We start from the raw sequence: 23428 nt of genomic DNA, 5'->3' as shown, positions 1-23428 counted from the left end.
TTCTCTCTCTGGTCTGGGTGGTCAGTAGGGCCAGCGCCGGACGGGGCCGAGGCCGCACCCGACGTAGTAGCCCGCGGTGCGGGCGCCGATCGGCAGCGGGACGTCGGGGGTGACGGGGTAGAGGTCCTGCTCGATCACGGCGAAGATCTCGCGGTCGAGCGTCCCGAGGGCGTCGAGGAGCGGTGGCATGTCCGGCTCGCCGTACGGCGGCTCGCACATCACGCCGAGCTTGACCGCCTCGGAGAGCGGCATCTGCTCCGCGAGCGCGCGGGCCCGGACGACCGGGTCGACGGACTTGAGGTGCACGTAGGTCACCCGGTCGGGGAAACGCTCGACGATCTCGATGTTGTCGCCCTCGCAGTAGGCGATGTGCCCCGTGTCGAGGCACAGGTTGACCAGGGTCGGGTCGGTGTCGCTCAGGAAGCGCTCGATGCGCTGCTGGGTGTCGACGTGGGTGTCGACGTGCGGGTGGAACACGAGCTTGACGCCGTGCTCCTCGTAGATGATCTTCGCGAGCTGGTCGGTGCCGGTGACGAGGTTCTTCCACTGCTCAGGGTCGATGTCCCCGGCCTCGGTGGCTTCCCCGGTGCGCATGTCGGTGTACTGCTCCGGGAGGTGCACGAGGTACTCCGCGCCGACGGCCGCGAGCAGCCTGGCCTCGCGACCGAAGTCGACGATCGCCTTGTCGAGCGCCTCCGCCCCCTGGTGCAAGCCGGCGAAGACCGTGCCGCCGCAGACCGTCAGTCCCCGCTGGTCGAGCTCGTCCTTGAGCTGCTCGGGGTCCTGGGGCATGAAGCCCTGGGGGCCGAGCTCTGTGTATACGTAGCCGACCCGGGCGATCTCGTCGAGGTAGACGTCCCACGTCACCTGGTGGGGGTCACTGGCGAACCAGACGCCCCAGGAGTCGGGGGCGGTGCCGAGGCGGAGCTGGGAAAGGTCACTCATGACGGTGTCTCCGTGGTCACTTGGAAGTCGGGAAGTGGAAGCTGGCGTCGCTGGCGTGGCTGGCCCGCGGCCAGCGCGCGGTGACCACCTTGGCCCGGGTGTAGAAGCCCACTCCCTCGGGACCGTGGACGTGCTTGTCGCCGAAGAGTGAGTCCTTCCAGCCGCCGAAGGAGTAGAAGGCCATCGGGACCGGGACGGGCACGTTGATCCCGATCATCCCCACGTGCACCCCGCGCTGGAAGCGACGGGCCGACTCACCACTGGAGGTGAAGATCGCCGTGCCGTTCCCGTAGGGGTTGGCGTTGATGAGCGCGATGGCCTCGTCCACGTCGTCGACCCGGACGACCGAGATGACGGGACCGAAGATCTCCTCACGGTAGACGTCCATGTCAGTGGTGACGTGGTCGATCACGGTGGGTCCGACGAAGAAGCCGTCCTCGTGGCCGGGGACCTCGTAGCCGCGTCCGTCGACCGTAATCGACGCGCCCTGGGTCTCCCCCGTGTCGATCAGCCCGACGATGCGCTGCTGCGCCTCGCGGGTAACGACCGGGCCCATCTCGCTGCTGGAGTCACGACCAGAGCCGACCTTGACGGCTCGAGCGCGCTGGTTGACCGCCTCGACGATGCGGTCGGCAGCACTTCCGACGGCCACGGCCGCGGAGATGGCCATGCACCGCTCGCCGGCGGAGCCGAAGGCTGCGGCGGCGAGGTGGTCCGCCGCGAAGTCGACGTCGGCGTCAGGAAGGATGATGGCGTGGTTCTTGGCACCCCCCAGGGCCTGGACCCGCTTGCCGCTGGCGGTGCCCCGCTCGTGGATGTAGCGGGCGATCGGGGTCGAGCCCACGAAGGACACGGCCGCGACGTCGGGTGAGTCGAGGATCGTGTCCACGGCCAGCTTGTCCCCGTGGACCACGTTGAACACGCCGTCGGGCAGGCCTGCCTCCTGCCAGAGCTCGGCGATCCGGATCGAGGCGGAGGGGTCGCGCTCGCTCGGCTTGAGGACGAACGTGTTGCCGCACGCGATCGCGACGGGAAACATCCACATCGGCACCATGGCCGGGAAGTTGAAGGGGGTGATGCCGGCGACGACACCGAGGGGCTCGCGGAACGAGAAGGTGTCGACGTCGGTCGACACCTGGTCGGAGTAGTCGCCCTTGAGCAGGGAGGGGATCCCGCAGGCGAACTCGACGACCTCGAGCCCGCGCTGAACCTCCCCGAGGGCGTCCGAGAGGACCTTGCCGTGCTCGTCGGTGATCAGCTCGGCGATCTCGTCGGCCCGGGCGTTGACCAGCTCGCGGAAGGCGAAGAGCACCTTGGTGCGCTTGCTGATGGAGGTCTGCGACCACTCGACGTACGCGTCCTTGGCGGCGGTGATGGCCGACTCGACGTCGGTCACGGAGCCAAGCACCACCTCGGCCTGCTGCGCGCCCGTGGCCGGGTTGAAAACGGGGGCGGTGCGGTCGGAGCTCCCGGGGGTGCTCTTGCCAGCGATCCAGTGCTCGATGGTCTTCACGTGGTTCCTCGTGTCTCTCGCATGTGTGTGTTCTCCGAAACGTGCGTGCCGGGACCGGGCCCCTCGACGGCGGCCGAGGGGCCAGGGTCCGTCTAGGCGAGCGCCTTGCCTGCTCGGAAGCGCCGGACGCCCTCGGCTCCCTCGACGACGGCCGCGGTGAGCTCCTCGACGCTGGTGTCCTCGCGGCGTACCTCGAGGATCTTCTTGCCGTGGTTCATGACGATGTGCCGGTCACAGACCTTGAACGCGTGGTGCAGGTTGTGGGTGACCAGCACGGAGCTGACACCTTCGGCCTTGAGCGCGAGCAGGTAGTTGAGCAGCGCCTCGGTGGCGCGGACTGCGAGCGCACTGGTCGGCTCGTCCAGGATGAGCAGGGAGCGCTTGAAGTGCACGGCACGCGCAATGGCGACGGCCTGTGCCTGGCCCCCCGAGAGTGAACCCACGAGCTGCTTGGCGGACTTGATGCCCTCGATGGACACCACGCTGTCGAGGATCTCGGTGGTGATGGCGTCCATCTGCTTGATCTTCATGAAGCCGAACCTGTTGGCGATCTCGCGGCCGGCGAAGATGTTGCGGGTGATCGACATCGTGGGCACGAGTGCAGAGTCCTGGAAGATCGTCTCCACACCCAGGGTCTCGGTCACGGGCCGGTTGACCTTCTCGATGTGCTGGCCGTCCCAGAAGTAGTCGCCACTGCTCATCGGGACGACACCCGACATGATCTTGACCAGCGTGGACTTGCCGGCGCCGTTGTCCCCGAGCAGGCCGACGACCTCGCCCTTGCCGATCGAGAACGACACGTCCTTGAGCACCGTGTTGGGCCCGTAGTTCTTCGTCACCTTCTCGAGGCGCAACAGCTCCTCGGTCGGGGGCGCCTCGCTGGCCGAGACTTGATCCTGCTCGATGATCGTCATGTCGCCTTGCCCTCCATGAACTTGTTGAAGACCGCGGCGACGACGATCGCCAGGCCCAGGAACAGCTGGACGTAGAAGCCGGGCGCCTTGCCCAGGATCAGGCCGTTGCGGATCGTCTCGATGAGCGCGGCGCCGATGATCATTCCGAAGACCGAGCCGCGACCACCGGTGAGAGAACATCCCCCCACCACTGCCGCGGCCACGGCCAGCAGCGTGTAGTCGGCGGTGGTGCCCGGCTGCATGCCCGAGCTGCGGGCCACCAGGAGGGCCGCAGCGATGCCCACCATGAGGCCCAGGAAGGCGAACGCCTGCAGACGCACCACGCGCGGCTTGATGGAGACAGCCGCTGCGGCGGCGGCGTTGCCGCCGACGGCGTACACCCTGTTGCCGATGCGGTGGCGGTGCAGCAGTCCCCAGCCGACGATGCCGAGGACGACCATCCAGACGAACTGCGAGCGGAAGTAGCCGTAGTCGCCGGCGAACACGTTGATGAAGTTCTCGGAGCGGACGCCCGGGTCGAAGGTCGCGGGGCTGAGCCCGTTGACGTAGATGCTCGCGCCGGTCCAGAAGAAGCTCATGCCCAGGGTCGCGATGAAGGAGGGGATCTTGCTGTAGACGACGATGAGCCCGTTGACCAGCATGACCGCAATGCCGACACCGATCGTGATCGCGAAGGCCGACGGCCACCCCATCGAGTTGCTCGTCTTGACGAAGACCACGCCACACAGCCCGATCACCGCGCCGACGGAGAGGTCGAACTCGCCGGCGATCATCAGCACGCCGACGCCGATCGCCAAGATGGCGAGGACGGGGATGGCCTGGGACAGGGTCCCGGAGAGGTTGTTGGAGTCCAGGAACGGGAAACCCGTCGGGTTGGCGACGGCGTAGACCACGAACGCGAGAAGGATGGCCCCGTAGACCAGGCTGATCTCCAGCGCGCCGCGACCGCGCATGTAGTAGATGTTGTCCTTGAGCTTGCCCATGGTCGTGGTGGGCTGGCTGTCCGCCAGCCGGCGCCGCGTGGGCGACTGCTCCTCGAGAGCGAGGGACAACGCTTCGGAGGACGTGCCCCCAGCGCTGCTGCTCGCTTCCTCGGGTGTCTTGATCGTCATGGTTCCTCTTCCTCGTCCGGAGGTGGTGCCTCTGGCTGGCTTCTGGTGGGGGTACGACCGGGCCGGGTGCCCAGCCCGGTCGTACCCGGGGTGTCCTCAGCGGACGTGCTTCACCAGCGCACGCCCTGCAGGCCCTCGTCCTCGAGCACCGACACGTTGGTCTCGTCGATGAGCGCGTTGCCGCCGGAGTTGATGTCGGCGGGGCTGAGGCCGAAGTCCAGGAACAGCACGCCCTGCATCACGGTCTGGTAGCCCTGGATGTAGCCCTGCTGGTCGGCGGTCGCGATGATGCGGCCGCTCTTGATGCCGTCGATCACCTGAGGGGACGTGTCGAACCCGATGATCGGCACCTCGACGCCGGCGGCGTCCTCGGCGGCGACCGCGTTGCGGTGCGGGGTGCCGCCCAGCGGGACGATCGCCTTGACGTCCTTGTTGGCCGTCAGGTAGCTCTGCATCGAGTTGAGCGCCTCGCCGTCCTCGCCCGAGGTACGCAGGTAGTCACACTCCACGCCGACGGCCTTGAGGGCCTCCTCGACGCCGCCGCCGCGCTGGATGGCGTACTGCTGGTCGGGCTCCTCGGCCGGGCACATGACCTTGTCGCCCTCGGCCAGGTCGACCTCCTCCATCAGCCGCTCACCGACGAACTGGCCGACCTGGAAGAAGTCCTGGCCGACGAACGCCTTGACGCACCCGTTGTCCGCGGCCTCTGCCGAGGCGGGCACGTTGAACCCGAAGACGGCGATGCCGGCGTCGGACGCCTCACACGCGGCGCCCTCCCAGGCCGGGTCGTTGAAGGGCACGAAGATGGCGGCCGGCTCGGTCGCGATGGCCGAGTTGATGAGGTCGGTCATCTTGGCCGGGTCGGTGCCGTCGGTCGTCTGGTGGGTCATCTCGAGACCACCGAGCTCCGCCGCGTCCTTGGCGCCGGTGAGGATCTGGTTCCAGAAGGCGTCCGAGGCCGGGTCGTAGTAGGTCAGGAAGTAGACGTCGCGGTTCTCGGCGATGCTGCCGAACCCGTCCTCGAGGCCGCCGGCACTGCCGCCGCCGCCGGAGGAGTCGTCGGCACCCGAGCACGCGGTCGCCAGCATCAGGACGGATGCAGCACCAACGGTGAGCGCCGTGCGGCGCCACCGACGGCTGGTGGAAGTTGTCAGGTGTGACACAGGAATGCTCCCTTTGTTGGGCCCGGCCGGGAGTGGCACTGCCGATCCGAGACGACCTGGGGCTGAAGGTTGGGGGCCGTGTGGCGCCCGTCACAGGATCATGACTCTCACGCTCAGGGCCTGTCAATACTTTGTTCTAACATTCTGTTGTTTGCTCTCACTGGACGCTCAGCAGATCGTCCGCCCGCGACAGCCGCGTAGCCGCCCCTCGTCCGTACGACCGGCCGCCGAGCGCGACAAAGTGCACGGGGAGGATCATTGACCTACAGATAGTTCGTAATGACATACTGACTAAGTGCCCCATCAAGGTCAGGACGTGCAGACGGTCATCGACGCTTTCGTCATCGACCGCAGCAGCCCGGTGCCCCTCTACTACCAGGTGTCCCAGCACCTTGAGCGAGCCATCGAGTCGGGCGAGATCCCCAACGGGAGCCACTTCGAGAACGAGATCCAGCTCGCCGAGAGCCTGGGCCTCTCACGCCCGACGATGCGCCGCGCCATGCAGCACCTGGTCGACAAGGGCCTCATCGTGAGGCGCCGTGGCATCGGGACCCGCGTCGTGCAGCCCAAGGTGCGCCGACCGATGGAGCTCACCAGCCTGTACGACGACCTGGCCGGGTCCGGCCAGTCGCCCACCACCCGGGTCTTAGACGTGGAGACCGTCACCACCGACGACGCCATCGCGCTCCGTCTCGGCAGCCCCGTCGGGATCCCGGTGCTGAAGATTGTGAGGCTCCGTAGCGCCGGCGAGACCCCCATCGCCAAGATGACCAACTACCTCCCCGAGAGCGTGGGTGCCTTCGAGGGCCCCGAGCTCGAGACCCACGGGCTCTACGAGCTGATGCGAGGCAGGGGGATCCAGTTGCACTCCGCCACGCAGTTCGTCGGCGCGCGCAATGCCACGGCCGCGGAGGCCCGCCTCCTGGACGAGTCACGCAGCGCTGCACTGCTGACGATGCAGCGGGTCACCTACGACGACCATGGCGCGATCGTGGAGTATGGCGACCACATCTACGCGGCGAGCCGCTACAGCTTCGAGACCCACCTCCTCAAGCCCTGACGCTCCACCTCATCAGGTCGCAGGCTCGATCGGCACGGTCCGACCCTCGAGGGCGCTGGCCCGGGCCGCGTCCAGCACCGCCAGCGTCCGGACCCCCTCGGCGGCGGGCACTGGCTCGGGTGCGTCCCCGCGGACGGCGGCCGCGAACTGGGTGTAGAAGTCGTGGTAGCGACCCTGCTCCGAGGGCACCCGCTCCTCCCCCGCTTTGATGGCCAGGGTCCCCCAGTGGGCGGGGGCGTCACGACCCCAGCCCTCGAGGTCCCCGGCCGGCCGCGCTCCGCCGAGGACTGCGCCCGCCTGCACGTCGGTGCTGTGCACCCGGTAGCTGCCGGCGCTCCCGTAGGCCCGCAGCTCGCGTTGGTGGAGACGGTTGAGCTTGCTGGACTCCACGAAGGAGCGGACGCCACTGCTGTGGAGCAGGTCGATTACGAAGCCGGCGTCGGTCCGCCCTTCGGGGAGGTCGACCCAGTCCAGGTGAGCGGTCACCGACTCGACCGGACCGAGCAGCCAGAGCAGCTGATCCACGAGGTGGCTGCCCAGGTCGCGCAGCAGTCCCCCGTCGGGTCCTGGTTCGAGGAGGTGGGGCTGGTCCAGGTCGAAGCGGGAGTGCACCCGCCACAGCTCACCAAGGCGACCGCTGGCAAGGACCGCAGCCAACGTCCGGAGGTCGGCGTCCCACCGCCGGTTGTGGAACACGTCGAGGACGACACCCGCGTCCACCGCGGCCCTCACCAGCTCGCGCGCCGCTTCCGCTGACGGTGCGAAGGGCTTGTCCGCCACGACGTGCACCCCAGCGGCAACCGCCTCCAGCACGAGCGCGCGTCGGGTCTCGGGCGGCGTGGTGATGGTCACCGCGTCCACCCCCGAGGCGAGCAGGTCCGTCAGGGAGTCGTACGCCGGCACGCCGGGCCAGTCCTGCGCCGCCAGGTCGCGACGGTGCGGGGACCGGGTGACGATGCCCGCCAGCTCCACCCCCTCTGCGGCCTCGACGAACGGCGCGTGGAAGAAGCGTCCTCCGACGCCGTACCCGACGAGGCCCAGCCGCAACGGCGACGTCACGGCAGGTCACCCTCGAGGAACTGCGCCCGACCGAGCCCGAAGGACCAGTCCGCTCGTTCGTTGGCGACCACCGAGATGACCAGGTCAGTCGGCGCGACACCGCAGTCCTGCTCGAGGCGACGGGCGAGCTCGGCGTACGCCGCCTGCTTCTGCCTGTCGGAGCGTCCCTGCTGGAAGATCTGGACGACCATCACACCCTCCGTGCGCTCGAAGCCGAGGCCCGTGTCCTCGGCGATGACGTGGCCAACGGGGTGCTCGGTGACTATCTGGTAGCGGTCGCGCGGTGGGGCCGCGAAGACCTCGAGCATCACCTCTTGGACGACGTCGGCGATACGGCGGACCTCGGTAGCACTTCGGCCCTCTTGCAGGTCGATCCGGACGAGTGGCATGGGCTGTCTCCTGTGGGTTGTGTTAGATCAGCAGGGCACCGGCGGCGACGACAGTGAGGCCGACGGTCAGTTCCTCGAAGCGCCTTCGGGGGATCCGGTGGGCCACCAGGGCCCCGAGGGCGGCCCCGACGACCAGCGCGGGCACGAGCGCGAGGTCCATCAGCAGCATCGACCGGTCGAGGAGGTCGAGTCCCGCACTGAAGGGCAACTTGGCGAGGTTGACGATGAAGAAGAACCAGGCGCCGGTGCCAAGCAGCGCAAGCACGGGCAGGCCGGCCATCAGGAGGTAGAGCATCATCACGGGGCCTGCTGCGTTGGCGGTCATGGTCGCGAAGCCCGCCACCACGCCTACGGCGAGCGGCGCCGACGTACGGACCACTCCCCGCCAGCGGACCGGGATGCTCGCCATGCCAGCCCCGCGGGTGCGCACGGACACCTGGACCACCACCATCGCGAGCAGGACGAGCCCGATGGCCCGCTGCATGAGTGCCTCGTCGGCGCGGGCCACGAACCACGCTCCGAGGCACAACCCCGGGACGACCGCCGGGAGCAGGCGCAGCAGGTGTGCCCACTCGACGTGGCGGCGGTAGAGCCCGACCGCGATCACGTCCCCGACGAGCAGGAGCGCCAGCACGGCACCCGTCGACTCGCGCGCGGGCAGGACCAGGGCGAAGAGGGCGACCGACACGGCGCCGAGGCCACCGACAGCCGTCTTGGCGAAGCCCACCATCGCTGCCGCCGTCGCGAGCGCGACCCAGTCCGCGACACCCAGCTCCGGCATCGTGCTGCTCAGGCGGGGGCGTCGACCTGAGCGGCCTTCCTGAGGACGTCGGCGGCGACCTGGAGACCCTCGATGCGTCCGAGGGAAGTGTCCTCGTGCTCGATGTTGATCGCCATGTCGGGGTCGACCTCGCGCAGGGCGGCAACGAACCCGGTCCAGAAGGCGACGTCGTGACCCCGGCCCAGCGCCACGAAGTCCCAGGCAGCATCGGCGGGCCACTCATTGACCCACTCGTGACCACCGAGATTGACCCGGTCCTCGTCCGGGGACAGGCGCCGGAACCGCTCGTCGAGCACGCCGTACACCTGCGCGTGCTCGGTGTTGATGCGCACGTCCTTGGCGGCCGCGTGGACCACCAGCGGGCCGAGGTAGCGCACCGCGGCGATGGGATCCATGCCTTGCCAGAACAGGTGGCTGGGGTCCATCTCGGCTCCCACGTGGGTGGCGCCGACCCTCTCGACGAGTCGCTTGAGCGTCGGTGGGTTGAAGACCAGGTTCTGGGGGTGCATCTCGATCGCGACCGTGACGCCGTGGTCGGCCGCCAGGGCGTCGATCTCGCGCCAGAACGGCACCCCAACCTCGTCCCACTGGTAGTCGAGGACGTCGAGCGAGCCCGAGTTCCAGGCGTTGACGATCCAGTTGGGCACGGTCGCGCCGGGCTCACCGCCGGGGAGACCCGACATCGTCACGACGCGCGTCTGTCCGAGCGCGCCCGCCGCCCTGATCGCCCGGCGGAGGTCGTCGGCGTGCTTGGGGCCGATGGCGGGATGCGGGTGCAACGGGTTGCCGTTGGCGTTGAGGCCGGCGAGCGTGATGCCCTTCTCGTCGAAGAGGCCGAGGTAGTCGTCACGAGCGGACTGGCTCACCAGGATGTCGTCGATCGGGATGTGGATGGGCGGCAGGAAGCCACCGGCGTTGATCTCAGCGGCGTCCAGGCCGAGGCCCGCGATGACGTCGAGCGCGTCGGGCAGCGGTCGGTCGTGGAGGATGGCGGTGTAGACGCCGAGCTTCATGAGGGAGCCTTTCGGTGGGTGGGTGATGGTCCCTGCGGCGGTGCCTTGGGAGTGGATCAGCGGTGCGGCGGCTGGCCACTGGAGGCACGCAGCCCCCCGTCCACGGGGACCACTGCCCCGGTGACGAAACGGGCGTCCTGACCGGCCAGGAAGGCGATCACGTCGGCCACCTCGCTGGGCTCCGCGCTGCGGCCCATCGGGATCCGCCGGTGGAACTCCTCCACGTCGGAATCGGGGATGTCGGTCACGGCATCGGTCGCGGTCAGGGACGGAGCCACGGCGTTGACCCTGACGCCCTGGGGCGCCAGCTCGACGGCCAGGGACCGGGTGAGGTTGACGACGGCCCCCTTGGCGGCGTTGTAGGCCGTCATCCCCGGGTCACCGCCCAGGCCCGCCACGGAAGCGACGTTGACGATGCTCCCCCGCGACTCCAGCAGGTCGGGCAGCGCGGCCTGGCTGACGAGGACGATCGACTCGACGTCCGCGGCCATGACCTCGCGCCACAGCTTCAGCGTGACCTGCGCGAGGGCAGCCGTGCGGGAGATGCCGGCGTTGTTCACCAGCACATCGAGGCGACCGAAGGTATCGCGCGTGATGGCGATCATGGCCGCCACGGCGTTCACGTCGGTGACGTCGCACGCGACGACCACGGATTCCGTGCCGCCCAGCAGTGCGGCTGTTTCCGCCAGAGCGGTCTCCCGTCGACCGGCCAGCACGAGCCGGTACCCGTCCACCGCCAGTCGGCAGGCCGTGGCCCGCCCGATGCCCGAGCCCGCTCCGGTGACCAGGGCGACCGGCCGGCCTTCCGGGGTCATCGGCGGACGACCGGTCGGACGAGCAGGGAGAGCCGCCCAGCCGGGGTGTCGGTCATCGTGGGTCCTTCCCCTGTCGCGGTCTGCCGCCGCGGCAGCCGGCCCCAGCGAACTGCGTGGTGGTCCGTCATGTCAAGACTTTGTTCTAACATTCTGTGGAAGTGGTCACATCGGGATCGGCCTCGGCGAGGTCGACGATCCGGCGCAGGGCGACGGCGACGTCGTTCAACATCTCCTCGCACTCGTCGACGGCGGCTCGCATCCACCAGAACCCGTGAATGGTCCCCGGGTAGTGGTGGTGAGCGACTGGAACGCCGTCGGCCCGCAGCCGCTCGGCGTACGCGATGCCCTCGTCACGTAGGACGTCGAAGCCGGCGGTGACCACCACGGCTGGAGGCAGGCCGACGAGCGACGGCGCCCGGAGCGGGCTGACCAGGGGGTCGTCGCGAGTGGACGCCTCGGGCGCGTACTGACGCCAGGACCACGCCATGTCGAGGGTGGTGAGGCCATAGCCGTCGGCGCACTCGTGCGCGGAGGGCGTGTCCAAGGACCAGTCGACCGCCGGGTAGATGAGGACCTGCACAGCCGGCACTGGACGCCCGTCGTCCCGCGCCTTGAGGCACACGGCAGCGGCAAGATTGCCTCCAGCGCTGTCCCCCACCACTCCGACGCGGGCGGGGTTGATCCCGAGCTCGGTGGCGTGCTCGACCGTCCACCTGAAGCCTGCGTGGCAGTCATCGAGGGGCACGGGGAAGGGATGCTCCGGCGCCTTCTGGTAGTTCACGGCCACCACGACGCAACCCGTCGCCGCGGCCAACGCGCGGAACGGACGGTCCACGAGGTCGATGTTGCCCACGATCCAGCACCCTCCGTGGAACGCCACCAGCGCCGGCAGGGCTCCCCCGACGTCCGGCCGGTAGATCCGGACGGGGAGCTCGGCGGTGGGTCCTGCGATGAACCGGTCCTCGACCGCGGCGAGGGGCTCGCGTGCCCCCATGTAGGGCACCCACTCGTACTGGGCCGCCCGGGACTCGGCCACGGTCGCCTCGTGCATGGGGCGGCCGCCGGCCCGGGCCCGCTCGTCAAGGACGGCACGAGCCTGCGCATTGGGGACTGGATCGGAGCTGACGGTCACTGGTAGAAGTTCCTGGGCCACCCGTGCTCCTCCAAGGCTGCCAGTAGGTCGTCCGGGAACGGCTCCCCGTCGGAGTAGGCGATGTTCATGTCGACCTCCGCCGGAGTGAGCATCCCGGGGATGACGGTGGACACCTCCGGCGAGGACAACGCGTATCGCATGGCCGCCTCGGCCAAGGAGGGGTAGTAGGGCGCGCACAGCTCCTTCAGCGCACGGACACGACGCAGGGTCTCGGCGAAACGGTCCCCGCGGAACAACCAGGCGGGGACGGAGTCCTCGGGCCATCCGGCGTAGGTGTCCTCCGTCCAGTGACCGATCAGGGAGCCGGAGTCGAAGGGCACCCGGGCAATGAATCCCGAGCCACCCTCCCGGCCCGCCGGGAAGAGCTCGTCGCGGGGGCGCTGCTCGAACATGTTGAACACCACCTGGAGCGAGTCCACGAGTCCGAAGCGCGCCAGGTCGACCCCGTCCTCGGGGCGATAGTCACGGACGGAGACGCCGATCCGATCGATCTTGCCCTCCTGCCGCAGGGCACCGAGTACCTCGAGCCAGTCGAGCTGGGTGATGCCCTGGGGGAACCAACCGTGCAGCTGGAACAGGTCGATCCGGTCCACACCGAGGCGCTTCAGGGACTGCTCGACGTTCTGCCGGACGTACCACTCGGGGTAGCGCCCGCGCATCTGCGGGTCGTCCTCGTCGGGGGTCGGCCACTGCACCGGTCGGACCTTCGTCGCGACGTAGATCGTGTCACCGTCCCAGCGCCGCAGGGCCTCACCGATGACCTCCTCGCTGTGCCCGTCTCCGTAGAACTCGGCCGTGTCCACGAAGTTCACACCGTGGGCGAACGCGTGCAGCAGGGTGGCGATCGATGCCTCGTCGTCCACCTCGCCCCACTGCCCGCCCAGCTGCCACCCGCCGAAGGCGATCTCGCTCACCTTCCATCCCGTGCGGCCGAAGTCTCGGTACTTCATGCTGTCTCGATTCCTGGTGGTCTGCTGGTCTGGGTGGTGGTGGCGTCAGAGGTCGAGCACGAGTCGCGGGGTGCAGGATCGGGAGACGCAGATCATCATGCAGAGCCCTGCGTCCCGGTCGTCCTCGTCGAGGACGGAGTCGCGGTGGTCCGGGATCCCCTCGAGGACCGGCACCTCGCACGTGCCGCACGTCCCCTCCTCGCACGAGGACCGCACGCCCACACCCGCCTGGTCGATCGCCGCGAGGATCGACTGCTCGGGCGGGACCGTGAGCGTGATGCCGCTGCGCTCCAGGTGCACCTCGAAGGGAGCCTTGAGGACCGGCTCCGTGAGGGGCTTGGCCACGAAGCGCTCCATGTGGAGCGAGCGCTTGGGCCAGGCCTGGCAGGCGTTCTCCACGGCGTTGAGGAGGGGCTCGGGCCCGCAACAGAACACCTTCGTGTCCTCGAGCGGGACACCCAGGAGGCCCTGCAGGTCGAGCAGTCCCACCTCGTCCTGCGGGAGGACCGCGACCTTGTCGCCGTACGCCGCGAGCTCGTCGAGGAAGGCCATCGAGCTGCGCGTGCGACCGCCGTACGCCAGCTGCCACTCGGCGCCGGCCTGCTCCGCAGCGCGGATCATCGGCAGGATCGGGGTGATCCCGATGCCGCCGGCGATGAACACGTAGCGGGGAGAGGCGACGAGCGGGAAGTTGTTGCGCGGGCCGCGGACCCTGACCTCGTCACCGACGGCCAGACGGTCGTGCACGTGGAGCGAGCCCCCGCTGCCCGCCGCGTCCCGCAGGATGCCGAGTCGCCATACGCTGGTATCGGCCGGGTCACCGGAGAGGGAGTACTGGCGCGTGGCAACTCCGGAGATGATGAGGTCGATGTGCGATCCGGGCTCCCACCGCGGCAGCGCCTTGCCGTCCGAGGCACGCAGCGTCAGGGCGACGACGCCGTCGGAGACGACCTCCTTCGACTCGACCCGGACGTCGGTCTCCAGCTCGCGCGTGGCGAGCGTGACCCGAGTACTGAGGTGCTGCACCTCCTCCAGGTGCGCGGTCGACGCGTGCGGCTTGGTGGTGCGCTGCACCTCGCCCTCCGGTACGAAACTGATCGGCAGGCTGGAGAATCCCCGGACCATCTGCTTGACCCAGCGCTCCGGGCTCCCCACCACCCGCACCTCGACCCCGTCCAGCAGCGCGATCAGCTCCTCGACGACGACCTGGGTGACCAGTCGGGCCAGGGGTGCGCCCATGCAGGCATGGATGCCTTCGCCGAAGCTCAGGATCCGGTGCTCGGGTGCGATCGTGCGGTCGATGTCGAACCGGTCCGGGTTCTCGTAGACCGACGCGTCACGGTTCGCGGACCCGAGCAGCACCATCACCCGGGAGTCCTCCGGGATGGTGACGCCGCCGATGGTGACGGCCGACGTCGTCTGCCGGCACAGGTTGGTGCCGGGGGTGTCGAAGCGCAGGGCCTCCTCGACGAACGCCTTCACCTTTGCCGGGTTCGCCCGCAGGTGCTGCTGCATCGCGGGAAGCTTGTCGAGGAGAGCGACACAGTTGGTGATCAGGGCGGCGGGCGCGTCAGTGGAGGCCGAGAGCACCAGGTGGGCCAGGCCGGCCTGCTCTGCCTCGTCGAGGACTTCGCGTTCTCCGGCGACCAGGATCTGGCTGATGACGTCCGGGCCGGGTTCGGCACCGGCTGCGAGCTCGGCGCGACGTACCGCCAGCACCTCGTGGATGTGCGCCTCCGCCTCGCGGTTCGAGACCGCGGCGTCGTCGGGCAACCCGAACTGTCCGACGGTCCTGGCCATCGACCGGAGCAGGTGCTCCTGCCAGAAGGCACTGTCCGACACCGGCGCACCGATGAAGCGCAGGCCCGCGTCGAAGACCACCGGGAGTGCTACCTCGACGGCGAGGTCACCGCCGCCGCGGGCCCGGAGTCCCTGCAGCAGCTCTCGGGCCAGCTCGCGGATCTGCGGCTCCAGCGCGAGGATGCCCCGGCCTGCGAACGACGGCTGGACGACCTGACGGATCACGGAGTGGTGCGGCTCATCGAGGGCGATCAGGTTGCCCGGTCCGTAGGAGTCGTGGGTGCCGTCCATGTCGTTGCCCAGCGCGTTGACGAAGTGCTGGTGATCGGCCAGGCACTGCTTGACCTCCGCATATCGCGAGAGGACCCACAGGTCGCGCCGGGGGTTGTAGTAGACCGGCGCCTGCTCGCGCAGCTGGGCGTAGACCTCGTACGGGTGGTCGTACGACGCGTAGGACAGCGGGTCGTAGTAGACGCCCAGACCACCTCGGGCCTCGGCGGGCACGGCTGTGGACCGGGCCGTGCTGGGCTGGGCAGCCGCTGGCTGGGTGTCCGTCGACATCAGGGGACTCACTTCCTGTCCGGCCGCACTAGCACGTGCTAGTGACGAAGAACACCATCGTCAGCCCGAGGGCCAGACTTTGTCAAGACATTTGACGAGGGGCTGCCGTGCTCGACCGCACCACCAGGCTGACTGCGGTGACGGACTCCCGCGGACTGCTCGCGGGGTCACGCACCCTGCGCAACGCCGCCTCGACCGCCCGATGTCCCAGATCCGCGGGATCCTGGCGCACGGTGGTCAGGTCGACCGCGGCAAGGCCGGCGAAGCGGCTGTCATCGAATCCAGTCACCGACACGTCCTCGGGCACCGAGACACCTGCACGCGCCAGCGCGAGCAGCATCCCGACGGCCGCCTGGTCGTTGCCCATCACCACGGCCGTCGGCAGCGTTCTCCGACCGAGAAGCTGCCCGGCTGCCTTCGCACCGCATTCCTCGGTGTAGTCCCCCGCCAGCTCGATGACGTCCGGGTGCAGGGACGCCTCCTCCACCGATCGGAGGTAACCCGCCAGCCGGAGGGAGGCCGGGGGCATCGAGGAGCCGTGGACGTAGGTGACGCGGTCGTGCCCGAGCTCGACGAGGTGGCGCACGCACAGGGCGATCCCGTCGTCCCCCGCCGAACGGACGACGTCATGGGTCCGGTTACGACGCCCCGCGCCCACCGCGACCACGGGCACGTTGGCCCGCCGCGCCAGAGTCCGGAGCCCGACGGCGTCGAGCTCGGACCCGATGACAATGAGGGCGGCGCAGCGGTACCCAAGGAGCTCCTCCACGGCCTGCATGCTGTCGCGGGTGGCCGTCGTGGCGCTCAGGACCACCTGGAGACCGTGCACCGCCGCGGCCGGGTAGATGGCCTGGACGATGTCGGGCTCCGTTGCGTGCGCGGGCGCGAAGACCACCCCAAGCTGCTTGCTGGCCGACTGTCGAAGCGTCCGAGCACCGACGTGCGGGCTGTACCCCAGTTCCTTCGCGGTCTCCTTCACCCGCCGGCGCGTCTCGGCGCTGGCTCCCGGCTGGTCCCGCAGCACCAGAGACACCAGCTGCCTCGAGATACCCAGGTGCGCTGCTATATCGCCCATGGTGGGCTGGCGTCCCGCTAGGGAACGGCAGTCCTGTCGTGCGTCTTCCGGCACGGATCTTCTCCTCCGCAGACGGCACTCAACTGGATGTGTGGATGCTACCGGGACTCTCCGGGAGACGGCAGAGCGTACTTCCACACGCCCCCAACATCCGAGAGAAACAGGGCGACACCCGCCGACTTACACACGGTCCGGATTGGCGGCGACGATGGGCGGACGCCCTACGCCTCCAAAGATTCAACGGGCATGCGTTCAGTGGTCACGACGCTGCGTTCGGTCCACGTGCGGTCGCGCATCAGTCGCGTCAGGGTGACCGAGTCGAGCGAATCGGTGGAAGGCACCGACCGGCGACGGTCCGCGACAGCCAGCAGTTCGGTGGCCATCGCCCCGAGGTCGTGCAGGTTCTGATGCGTGTGCGCACGCTGGCCCAAGTCGACCTGGGCTATCGCGTCGACCCCGTGTCGAGATTCGGTGTCGAGGAGTGACGCCAGCTCCACGCCGTACCCCACCGGCACGGGCAAGGACGCGAACAGGGAACGTCGGATGGCCCACTCTCCCGCCAGCGGCTGCACCACGGCCGACAACGAGGGCCGGTGAACTGAAAGCCACGGGCGCGCCACGAGTTCCGTGACCCGTCCACCCTCGGACGAGACGCCCGTCCCCATGTCCAGGACCCGATCGTAGAAACCCTTGACCAGCAATGTCTCCGGGTCGCTGAGCAGCGGGCCGACGAGACCTGTGACGAAATGCGTGCCCCAGCCAGTGAGATCGGCATCTACGAACACGAGGAGATCGGAGGTGGTGACAAGCTGCGCCTTCCACAGAGCCTCGCCCTTGCCCGACCGCACTCCCAGGTCCGGCCTGACGTCAGCCACGGACCAGACCGTCGCGCCGGCGGCAGCCGCCTCCACCGCCGTGGCGTCCGATGACAATGAGTCCATGACGACCAGCTCGTCGACGAGGTCTGCGAGGTCGCTGGCGATCTCGCGGACGACCCCACCCACGGTCGCCTCTTCATCGCGTGCCGGGATCACCACGGCTACCGTGGCGTCGCCCTTGAGCGACCGCACCCGCTCCAGCGGCCAATCCCCCGACGATGAGGTCTGCCGCTGGTACCACGCTTGTGCGGCCCGGTTCATGAGACGGGTTCGTGCCTGATCTCATCCGGGAGGAGGTAGTCCGGCGACAGCTCGCGCATGCCGGCGAGCGTCTCGACGGTGGCGATCACGTCCCTGGCCGCGGCCACGTCATGGACGCGCACGATGTTGCCGGGCGTCGACGCGAAGTAGGCGATCGCCGCATGGGTCGCGGCGTCGCGCCCGCGCGGGGACCGTCCGGTGACCGCACCGAGGAAGTCCTTGCGTGACAAGGCGAGCAGCACGGGGCGGCCCAGCTCGCGGAGCTCGTGGATGCGGCGCAACACCGCCACGGTCTGGTGGGGCGTCTTGGTGAAGTCGGGGCCTGGATCGACGATCACTGCTTCCTCGGGGAGGCCGAGCGCCGTAGCGGCAGCCATCCTGTCGCGCAGGAACCATGCGACCTCAGCTCCCACGTCGTCGTAGAGCCCCTGCTCCTGGAGGCGGACCTTGGGCCGTGCCGCTGTGTGCATGATGACGAGGGCAGCGTCGTGCTTCAGGCACGAGCTCACCACCTCGGGGTAGAGAAGACCGCTCACGTCGTTGAGGATCGACGCCCCCGCCGCCAGGGACGCGCCGACCACAGCCGGCTTGTAGGTGTCGACGCTGATCGTCACGTGGGGGTACGACGAGTGCAGCCACTCGATGATCGGCACCACCCGTTCGATCTCGCGGTCGGCATCGAGCTCTGGCTGGTTGGTGATCGCCGACTGGCCACCGACGTCGATGATGTCCGCGCCCGCGTCGACGAGCGATGCGGCGAGCTCGAGCTGCTGCTCGAGCGTGCTGAACCTCCCGCTGTCGGAGAACGACTCCGGGCTTGCGTTGACCACACCCATCACCAGCGTCGTGTCGACGACAAGTCGCTTCCCGCCGACAAGCAGTGTCGGAGCGGCTACCGCGCCGGGACGGGCCGAGCCCACGCCGCTTGGCGCCATGTCTCGGAGCATCACACAGCCTCCATCGAGATGCCGCAGACCTTCGTGTCCAGGTACTCCAGCAGTCCCTCACGCGCCCCCTCGCGACCGAGACCACTCTGTTTCACACCACCGAAAGGCACAGCCGCGGAGGTCGGGTTGATGTCGTTGATCCCGATCATCCCGAAGTCGAGTGCCTCTGCCGTCCTCAGGGCACGACCGAGGTTCTGCGTGTATACGTAGGCCGCGAGCCCGTAGGTCGTGTCGTTGGCCATGGCGACCACGTCGTCCGCATCGTCGAACTCGATCACGGGGACGATCGGTCCGAACGTCTCCTCGCGATAGATCAGCATGTCCGGGCCCACACCGGTGAGTACCGTCGGCGCCCAAAAATACCCGTCGTCGTATTCCTCGCCCTTGAGCCTCTTCCCACCGACCGCGCAGATGGCGCCCTTGGCGACCGCATCGTCGACGTGCCGTTGCATCTTGTCGATCGCGGCCAGATCGATGAGCGGTCCGATGCTCACGCCGTCGCTCAACCCGTGCCCGCTCTTCATGCGCCCCATGCGCTCAACCAGGACCTCGGTGAATTCTCGCGCGATCGAGCGGTGCACGAAGACACGGTTCTCACAGATGCACGCCTGGCCGGAGTTCAGCGACTTCAGGGCGGCGGCACCCTTGGCGGCGCGCACCGGGTCCGCGTCGTCGAACACGATGAAGGGGGCGTGGCCGCCCAGCTCCATCGACACTCGCTTCATGCCGTGTGCCGCACGGGAGGCGATGATCCGGCCCACCTCCGTCGACCCCGTGAAGCTCACCTTGCGGACAACCTCGTTGGTGACCAGCTCGTCTCCCACCTCGACCGGATCCGACGACGGCACCAGGTTCACCACACCGGACGGAACTCCAGCATCATCGAGCACGCGAATCGTCTCGATCGCACACAGGGGAGTCTGCTCGGCCGGCTTCACGACGATCGTGCATCCTGCCGCCAGCGCCGGAGCGATCTTGCGCGTGAGCATGGAGATCGGGTAGTTCCACGGAGTGATCGCCGACGCGACACCCACCGGCTGGCGCATCACGAGGAACCGCTGGTCCGCCCGCGCCGACGGGATGGTCTCGCCGTAGACGCGCTTGGCCTCCTCAGCGAACCAGAGCAGGAAGTCCGCGGCGTATCGCACCTCGGTGCGCGCCATGCGCAGCGGCTTTCCCTGTTCCCGGCTCATCAGCTTCGCGAGTTCCTCCTGCCGCTCGAGCATGAGCTCCCAGGCCCGGTACAGGACCGCCGATCGCTCGTGGCCAGTCTTGCGCGACCACTCCCCGAAGGCCGCTTGCGCCGCTTCAAGGGCGCGCACGGCGTCCGCGCGCCCCGCATCGGCCACGACGCCGAGGACCTCGCCGGTCGCGGGGTCCGTTGACGAGAAGGTGTGGCCTGATTGGGCGGGCATCCATGAACCATTGATGAAGAGCATCGTCGCATCGTCCTACCGCGGAGATAATCAGTAACAGGAGCCTATAGAACTAACTATTGGTCCCCCTCACCGTACACTTGGGACAGCGCCGTCGACGGGCTCAGTCCACAATCCGACGTATAAGCACAATCAGGTGTATTATCAAGAGATTACCTCGAGAGGGACGGGTCCACATGAGCGGGATGATGGCGATGGAACGAGTTCGCGTGCCGAAGACCGCTGAGGTCGTCGCACAGGCCATTCGGATGCAGATCGTCCGCGGGGACATCTCCGAAGGCGACCCCCTGCCCAGCGAGGCAACCCTCATGGAGCAGTTCGGCGTATCGCGTCCGTCGCTGCGTGAGGCCTTCCGGATCCTCGAGTCCGAGAAGCTGATCGTCGTACGACGCGGCTCACGGGGCGGCGCCCGGGCAATGAAGCCCGATGTCACCGTCGCAGCCCGCTACCTCGGGCTCCTCATGCAGTTCGACGGTGTCCTCCTCAGCGACGTCTTCGAGGCACGAGCGCTCATCGAGCCACTCGCCCTTCGCCTGCTGGCACAGGACAAGAACCGCGCCTCATCGGCCAAGAAGCTGCTGGCCACCATCGACCAGATCACACCCGAGCTGACGGATCCACGAGTGCGCGCCGAGATCTGGATGAGCTTCTTCGTCCAGCTTTTCGAGCTGGCTGGGAACCGCACTCTATCGTTGCTGTACGGCACCCTCACCGAGGTCATCCGTGAGGAGCTCGAGGACTCCATGCAGGACCTCTCAAGCAACCCCGACGACGATTCAGCGTCCAGAGCCGTCCGCAAGGTGATGGCCATGGTGGTCGACGGCAAGGGCGATGAAGCCGCCAACTTCTGGATGGGCCAGATGTTCATGCTGCAGGAGAAGGTCGCCCGTCTCCACCGCCGCAAGACGCTCGTCGACTCTGCCTCCAATCGGCCGTGACGACCGCGACCGGGCACGGGGCTGTCCAGCCGTCCCTCGGTGGCCTGGTTTACCTGCTCGACCTCGAACAAGTTGACGCACTGGTCTTTCGGGGACCGCCTCCCAACGACGTGAAGCGGCAGGTCTTCGGCGGTCAGGTCATCGCCCAGTCCCTGATGGCGGCCTCCCGCACCGTCGAGGCAGGGCGGGCAGTGCACTCCCTTCACTCCTACTTCCTCCTGTCCGGTGACCCGACGCTGCCCATCGTCTTCCTGGTCGAGCGAGTGCGTGACGGTCGCAGCTACACCACCCGCAAGGTGGTGGCCAGGCAGAACGGCCGCGACATCTTCATCCTCACGGCTTCGTTCCACGTGTCCGAGGAGGGCGTCGAGCACCGACCACCGAGCCCGATCGGACAGGTCCCGCACGCCGAGGATCTCGAGCCAACCCGATTCCAGCCTGGCTTCCTGCATCCGATCGACATGCGCCCCGTCCCGGCCGGAGCCGCACCGGGGACGACCGGCCGACCCGTTCGACACGTCTGGGCCAGAGCCGACTCCGCGCTGCCCGAAGACCCCATCATCCACACGGGATCGGTTGCCTACGCCTCCGACCTGACCATGCTCGTCACTGCGCTCGTGCCGCACGCGCTCGTGGCCGGCTCCCCCGACGTGATGATGGCCAGCCTGGACCACTCCATGTGGTTCCACCGTCCCTTCCGGGGCGATGAGTGGCTGCTTCACGAGACAGAGAGCCCCATCGCTCACGGCGGTCGCGCCCTGACCCGCGGCGAGATCTACGACCAGGCCGGCCACCTTGTCGCCTCGATCGCCCAGGAGGGCGTCCTGAGACGACGCCGAAGCTCCTGACCGTCGCCTTCAGAGATCACACGGCGCGTCTCGGGCACCGGTTCGGCGGCGCGTCCTCGACACGCCGCCCAGCCCAGCCATCGGGGCGAAGGGTCAGGTTGACACCGTGTCGGCGCCGGCGAGGTCTCGTTCGTCCGTGGAGGCGACGGGTCTCCACGTGGTCACGAGGAGTCCGAGCGTCCCCACCAGCGCGACCGACAACGCAACGGCGCCACCGGTCCATCCAGCCACTACGATGTCGAGGGCGTCGTCCAGAGAGACCGCGCCCGGCCCGGTGATCGCCACGGCCAGGGCGACGACGGCGAGGACCAGGACGTACTCGTAGCCGTCCTTGAAGACGAAGAAGCCGTTCTGTCGGTGGGCGAGAACCCCGGCCACTGACATCACGCTCACCACGGCGGCGCACGCCAACGGCGTGAGCAGTCCTACGATCAGGAGCGCACCCGCGCCGATCTCTGTCACCACACTGGCCCAAGCCTGGAGCCGTCCATGGCGCAACCCCAGTCCCTCGAACCAGCCCGCCGTACCAGCGATCTTTCCTCCGCCGATCCAGTGGTTCAGCCCGTGCGCGATCATGGTCGCACCGAGAGTCAGGCGCACGATCAGCAGCGCGAAGTCCTGTGCGTCCATCGGTCAGACCCCCACCCGCTGATCGAGGACCACGGCGCCTGCGATCGAGACGACTTCGGCGCCTGCGGTCAGCCCCAAGAGCCCGCCCAGGTTCTGGCGGTGCCGAGCAGAGTCACCGAACAGCATCTCGCCGGCCTTGGCCTTGCGCAGGTAGAGGTGAGCTGGGTGTTCCCACGTGTACCCGATGCCACCGTGTATCTGGATGTTCTTCTCAGCCGCCTCGGCACAGGCCTGGCTGGCGTAGGCCTTCGCGAGGCTGGCCGCTAGGGCCAGCGACGCGGGCTCGTCGCTGGCCATACGGGCAGCGTGACGGGCCACCGCGGTTGCCGACTCCGCGGTGCAGAAGATCTCGGCACACAGGTGCTTGACCGCCTGGAATGACCCGATCGGCACCCCGAACTGCTCGCGCAGCTTCGCGTAGTCCACCGCCATCTCCAGCACTCGTTGGGTGACTCCCGCCAGCTCGGCTGCGAGGCCGGCCGCGGCAAGCGACAGCACGTGCCGCTGTGCTTCCGCGAAGTTCCTGCCCACGCACCGTGCGACGACGTCGGTGAGCTCGACGCGGCCGGCCTGGCGCGTTTGGTCCAGCGTCCGGAGCGGCGTTATCGAGACGCCGTGTTCGCTCGCCGGCACCGTGAACAGGCCGACGTCCCGTCCGGTGCGGGCCACGACAAGCAGCACGTCGACCGCCTGGGCGTCGAGCACGATGTCGATCTGCCCGTCGAGCACCCACGAGGAGTCAGCCTCACGGGCGACGACGGTCGACTCATCGGGTCGACCCGTCACACCCTCGCTGAACGCCACCGTGGCAACTCGCTGCCCGGAGGCCAGCTCGCCCAGGAGCTCGCGTGCTGCTGCGTCGTCGGTGGCCAGCAGGGCACTGGTGGCCAGCACGGCACTGGAGAAGAACGGACCCGGCAACAGGGAACGACCCAGCTCCTCGAGAACGACGGAGACCTCGACGAACGAGCTTCCCTGTCCGCCCAGCTCCTCGGGCACCAGCAGGCCCTGGAGGCCGAGCTGGACTGCCATCTGCTGCCACACGTCGTCGTCGCGGCCCATGCCAGTTTCGATGACGCGCCGCACGTCGCTCTCCGACGACTTGCGTTCCAGGAATGCCCGCACCATGTCACGCAGGGTGTTGGCCTCGGGTGAGAGGTCGTGGTCCATCAGTGCTCCTTGAGGTG

The 23428-nt window shown here is 68.5% G+C and carries 22 protein-coding genes; 3 read left to right on the top strand and 19 right to left on the bottom strand.

Annotated features, from left to right (window positions below; all coding sequences use genetic code 11):
* Positions 1–21: 21 nt before the first annotated feature.
* From ASG88_RS21770 to ASG88_RS21750, 5 genes are all read right to left on the bottom strand, one after another.
* On the bottom strand, positions 22–945 hold the full coding sequence (locus ASG88_RS21770) for a TIM barrel protein (RefSeq protein ID WP_056889561.1): 924 nt from the start codon (positions 943–945) through the stop codon (positions 22–24).
* A gap of 16 nt (positions 946–961) precedes the next feature.
* Positions 962–2458 (bottom strand): CoA-acylating methylmalonate-semialdehyde dehydrogenase, encoded by a 1497-nt coding sequence (locus tag ASG88_RS21765; protein ID WP_056889560.1) that lies wholly within the window; start codon positions 2456–2458, stop codon positions 962–964.
* Positions 2459–2550: 92 nt separating this feature from the next.
* On the bottom strand, positions 2551–3372 hold the full coding sequence (locus ASG88_RS21760) for an ATP-binding cassette domain-containing protein (protein ID WP_056889559.1): 822 nt from the start codon (positions 3370–3372) through the stop codon (positions 2551–2553).
* The gene (locus ASG88_RS21755) at positions 3369–4484 is read right to left on the bottom strand and encodes an ABC transporter permease (RefSeq protein WP_082600901.1); all 1116 of its coding nucleotides are present in this window, start codon (positions 4482–4484) and stop codon (positions 3369–3371) included. The genes ASG88_RS21760 and ASG88_RS21755 overlap by 4 nt, the downstream gene beginning before the upstream one ends.
* A 110-nt stretch (positions 4485–4594) precedes the next feature.
* Positions 4595–5572 (bottom strand): substrate-binding domain-containing protein, encoded by a 978-nt coding sequence (locus tag ASG88_RS21750; protein WP_056889557.1) that lies wholly within the window; start codon positions 5570–5572, stop codon positions 4595–4597.
* Positions 5573–5942: 370 nt separating this feature from the next.
* Here ASG88_RS21750 and ASG88_RS21745 point away from each other — a divergent pair, with 370 nt between their 5' ends.
* Positions 5943–6707, top strand: coding sequence for a GntR family transcriptional regulator (locus tag ASG88_RS21745; protein WP_056889556.1), 765 nt, complete (start codon positions 5943–5945; stop codon positions 6705–6707).
* A 12-nt stretch (positions 6708–6719) separates the two neighbouring features.
* Here ASG88_RS21745 and ASG88_RS21740 read toward each other — a convergent pair whose 3' ends face one another.
* From ASG88_RS21740 to ASG88_RS21685, 12 genes are all read right to left on the bottom strand, one after another.
* Entirely contained in the window at positions 6720–7766 is a 1047-nt protein-coding gene (locus ASG88_RS21740; protein ID WP_200956549.1) for a Gfo/Idh/MocA family protein, read from the bottom strand.
* Entirely contained in the window at positions 7763–8155 is a 393-nt protein-coding gene (locus ASG88_RS21735; RefSeq protein ID WP_056889555.1) for a tautomerase family protein, read from the bottom strand. Before ASG88_RS21735 ends, ASG88_RS21740 begins: the two co-directional genes overlap by 4 nt.
* A 22-nt stretch (positions 8156–8177) precedes the next feature.
* Positions 8178–8936: a sulfite exporter TauE/SafE family protein gene (locus ASG88_RS21730; RefSeq protein WP_056889554.1), complete on the bottom strand. Its 759-nt coding sequence runs from the start codon at positions 8934–8936 to the stop codon at positions 8178–8180.
* Between the two features lie 8 nt (positions 8937–8944).
* Positions 8945–9949 carry a sugar phosphate isomerase/epimerase family protein gene (locus tag ASG88_RS21725; RefSeq protein ID WP_056889553.1) on the bottom strand — a complete coding sequence of 335 codons (1005 nt, stop codon included), beginning with the start codon at positions 9947–9949 and terminating at the stop codon, positions 8945–8947.
* Positions 9950–10005: 56 nt separating this feature from the next.
* Entirely contained in the window at positions 10006–10764 is a 759-nt protein-coding gene (locus tag ASG88_RS21720) for an SDR family NAD(P)-dependent oxidoreductase (protein ID WP_056889552.1), read from the bottom strand.
* A gap of 142 nt (positions 10765–10906) precedes the next feature.
* Complete coding sequence (locus tag ASG88_RS21715) at positions 10907–11800, bottom strand: alpha/beta hydrolase (protein WP_162259888.1); 894 nt, start codon at positions 11798–11800, stop codon at positions 10907–10909.
* A gap of 92 nt (positions 11801–11892) precedes the next feature.
* Complete coding sequence (locus tag ASG88_RS21710) at positions 11893–12867, bottom strand: aldo/keto reductase (protein WP_056889550.1); 975 nt, start codon at positions 12865–12867, stop codon at positions 11893–11895.
* A gap of 45 nt (positions 12868–12912) precedes the next feature.
* Positions 12913–15228, bottom strand: coding sequence for a cytochrome P450 (locus ASG88_RS22820; protein WP_082600899.1), 2316 nt, complete (start codon positions 15226–15228; stop codon positions 12913–12915).
* An 82-nt stretch (positions 15229–15310) separates the two neighbouring features.
* Positions 15311–16357, bottom strand: coding sequence for a LacI family DNA-binding transcriptional regulator (locus tag ASG88_RS21700; RefSeq protein ID WP_235534963.1), 1047 nt, complete (start codon positions 16355–16357; stop codon positions 15311–15313).
* 167 nt (positions 16358–16524) lie between these two features.
* Complete coding sequence (locus ASG88_RS21695; protein WP_056889548.1) at positions 16525–17442, bottom strand: glucosyl-3-phosphoglycerate synthase; 918 nt, start codon at positions 17440–17442, stop codon at positions 16525–16527.
* Complete coding sequence (folP, locus tag ASG88_RS21690; RefSeq protein WP_056889664.1) at positions 17439–18377, bottom strand: dihydropteroate synthase; 939 nt, start codon at positions 18375–18377, stop codon at positions 17439–17441. Before folP ends, ASG88_RS21695 begins: the two co-directional genes overlap by 4 nt.
* 11 nt (positions 18378–18388) lie before the next feature.
* The gene (locus tag ASG88_RS21685) at positions 18389–19828 is read right to left on the bottom strand and encodes an NAD-dependent succinate-semialdehyde dehydrogenase (protein ID WP_056889547.1); all 1440 of its coding nucleotides are present in this window, start codon (positions 19826–19828) and stop codon (positions 18389–18391) included.
* 206 nt (positions 19829–20034) lie between these two features.
* On the opposite strand from ASG88_RS21685, the gene ASG88_RS21680 reads away from it, so the two are divergent.
* Complete coding sequence (locus ASG88_RS21680; RefSeq protein ID WP_056889546.1) at positions 20035–20763, top strand: FadR/GntR family transcriptional regulator; 729 nt, start codon at positions 20035–20037, stop codon at positions 20761–20763.
* Entirely contained in the window at positions 20760–21611 is an 852-nt protein-coding gene (locus ASG88_RS21675) for an acyl-CoA thioesterase (protein WP_082600895.1), read from the top strand. Before ASG88_RS21680 ends, ASG88_RS21675 begins: the two co-directional genes overlap by 4 nt.
* Positions 21612–21704: 93 nt before the next feature.
* On the opposite strand, the gene ASG88_RS21670 is transcribed toward ASG88_RS21675, so the two are convergent.
* A complete protein-coding gene (locus ASG88_RS21670; RefSeq protein WP_056889545.1) occupies positions 21705–22241 on the bottom strand; it encodes a DoxX family protein in 537 nt (178 codons plus the stop codon).
* Between the two features lie 3 nt (positions 22242–22244).
* The gene (locus tag ASG88_RS21665; protein WP_082600893.1) at positions 22245–23411 is read right to left on the bottom strand and encodes an acyl-CoA dehydrogenase family protein; all 1167 of its coding nucleotides are present in this window, start codon (positions 23409–23411) and stop codon (positions 22245–22247) included.
* Between the last annotated feature and the right edge of the window lie 17 nt (positions 23412–23428).

It is taken from the genome of Nocardioides sp. Soil777 (assembly GCF_001428425.1).
Taxonomy (GTDB): domain Bacteria; phylum Actinomycetota; class Actinomycetes; order Propionibacteriales; family Nocardioidaceae; genus Nocardioides; species Nocardioides terrigena.
Note: the sequence above shows the minus strand (reverse complement) of the source record. Positions and strands in the feature narration are given on the sequence as shown.

Excerpts from the sequence above, each read along its gene's own strand:
- ASG88_RS21720 (WP_056889552.1), bottom strand. The coding sequence starts at position 10,764 with ATGACCCCGGAAGGCCGGCCGGTCGCCCTGGTCACCGGAGCGGGCTCG.
- ASG88_RS21695 (WP_056889548.1), bottom strand. The coding sequence starts at position 17,442 with ATGAACCGGGCCGCACAAGCGTGGTACCAGCGGCAGACCTCATCGTCG.
- ASG88_RS21665 (WP_082600893.1), bottom strand. The coding sequence starts at position 23,411 with ATGGACCACGACCTCTCACCCGAGGCCAACACCCTGCGTGACATGGTG.
- folP (WP_056889664.1), bottom strand. The coding sequence starts at position 18,377 with ATGGCGCCAAGCGGCGTGGGCTCGGCCCGTCCCGGCGCGGTAGCCGCT.
- ASG88_RS21685 (WP_056889547.1), bottom strand. The coding sequence starts at position 19,828 with ATGCTCTTCATCAATGGTTCATGGATGCCCGCCCAATCAGGCCACACC.
- ASG88_RS21730 (WP_056889554.1), bottom strand. The coding sequence starts at position 8,936 with ATGCCGGAGCTGGGTGTCGCGGACTGGGTCGCGCTCGCGACGGCGGCA.
- ASG88_RS22820 (WP_082600899.1), bottom strand. The coding sequence starts at position 15,228 with ATGTCGACGGACACCCAGCCAGCGGCTGCCCAGCCCAGCACGGCCCGG.
- ASG88_RS21770 (WP_056889561.1), bottom strand. The coding sequence starts at position 945 with ATGAGTGACCTTTCCCAGCTCCGCCTCGGCACCGCCCCCGACTCCTGG.
- ASG88_RS21725 (WP_056889553.1), bottom strand. The coding sequence starts at position 9,949 with ATGAAGCTCGGCGTCTACACCGCCATCCTCCACGACCGACCGCTGCCC.
- ASG88_RS21755 (WP_082600901.1), bottom strand. The coding sequence starts at position 4,484 with ATGACGATCAAGACACCCGAGGAAGCGAGCAGCAGCGCTGGGGGCACG.
- ASG88_RS21735 (WP_056889555.1), bottom strand. The coding sequence starts at position 8,155 with ATGCCACTCGTCCGGATCGACCTGCAAGAGGGCCGAAGTGCTACCGAG.
- ASG88_RS21710 (WP_056889550.1), bottom strand. The coding sequence starts at position 12,867 with ATGAAGTACCGAGACTTCGGCCGCACGGGATGGAAGGTGAGCGAGATC.
- ASG88_RS21670 (WP_056889545.1), bottom strand. The coding sequence starts at position 22,241 with ATGGACGCACAGGACTTCGCGCTGCTGATCGTGCGCCTGACTCTCGGT.
- ASG88_RS21760 (WP_056889559.1), bottom strand. The coding sequence starts at position 3,372 with ATGACGATCATCGAGCAGGATCAAGTCTCGGCCAGCGAGGCGCCCCCG.
- ASG88_RS21750 (WP_056889557.1), bottom strand. The coding sequence starts at position 5,572 with ATGCTGGCGACCGCGTGCTCGGGTGCCGACGACTCCTCCGGCGGCGGC.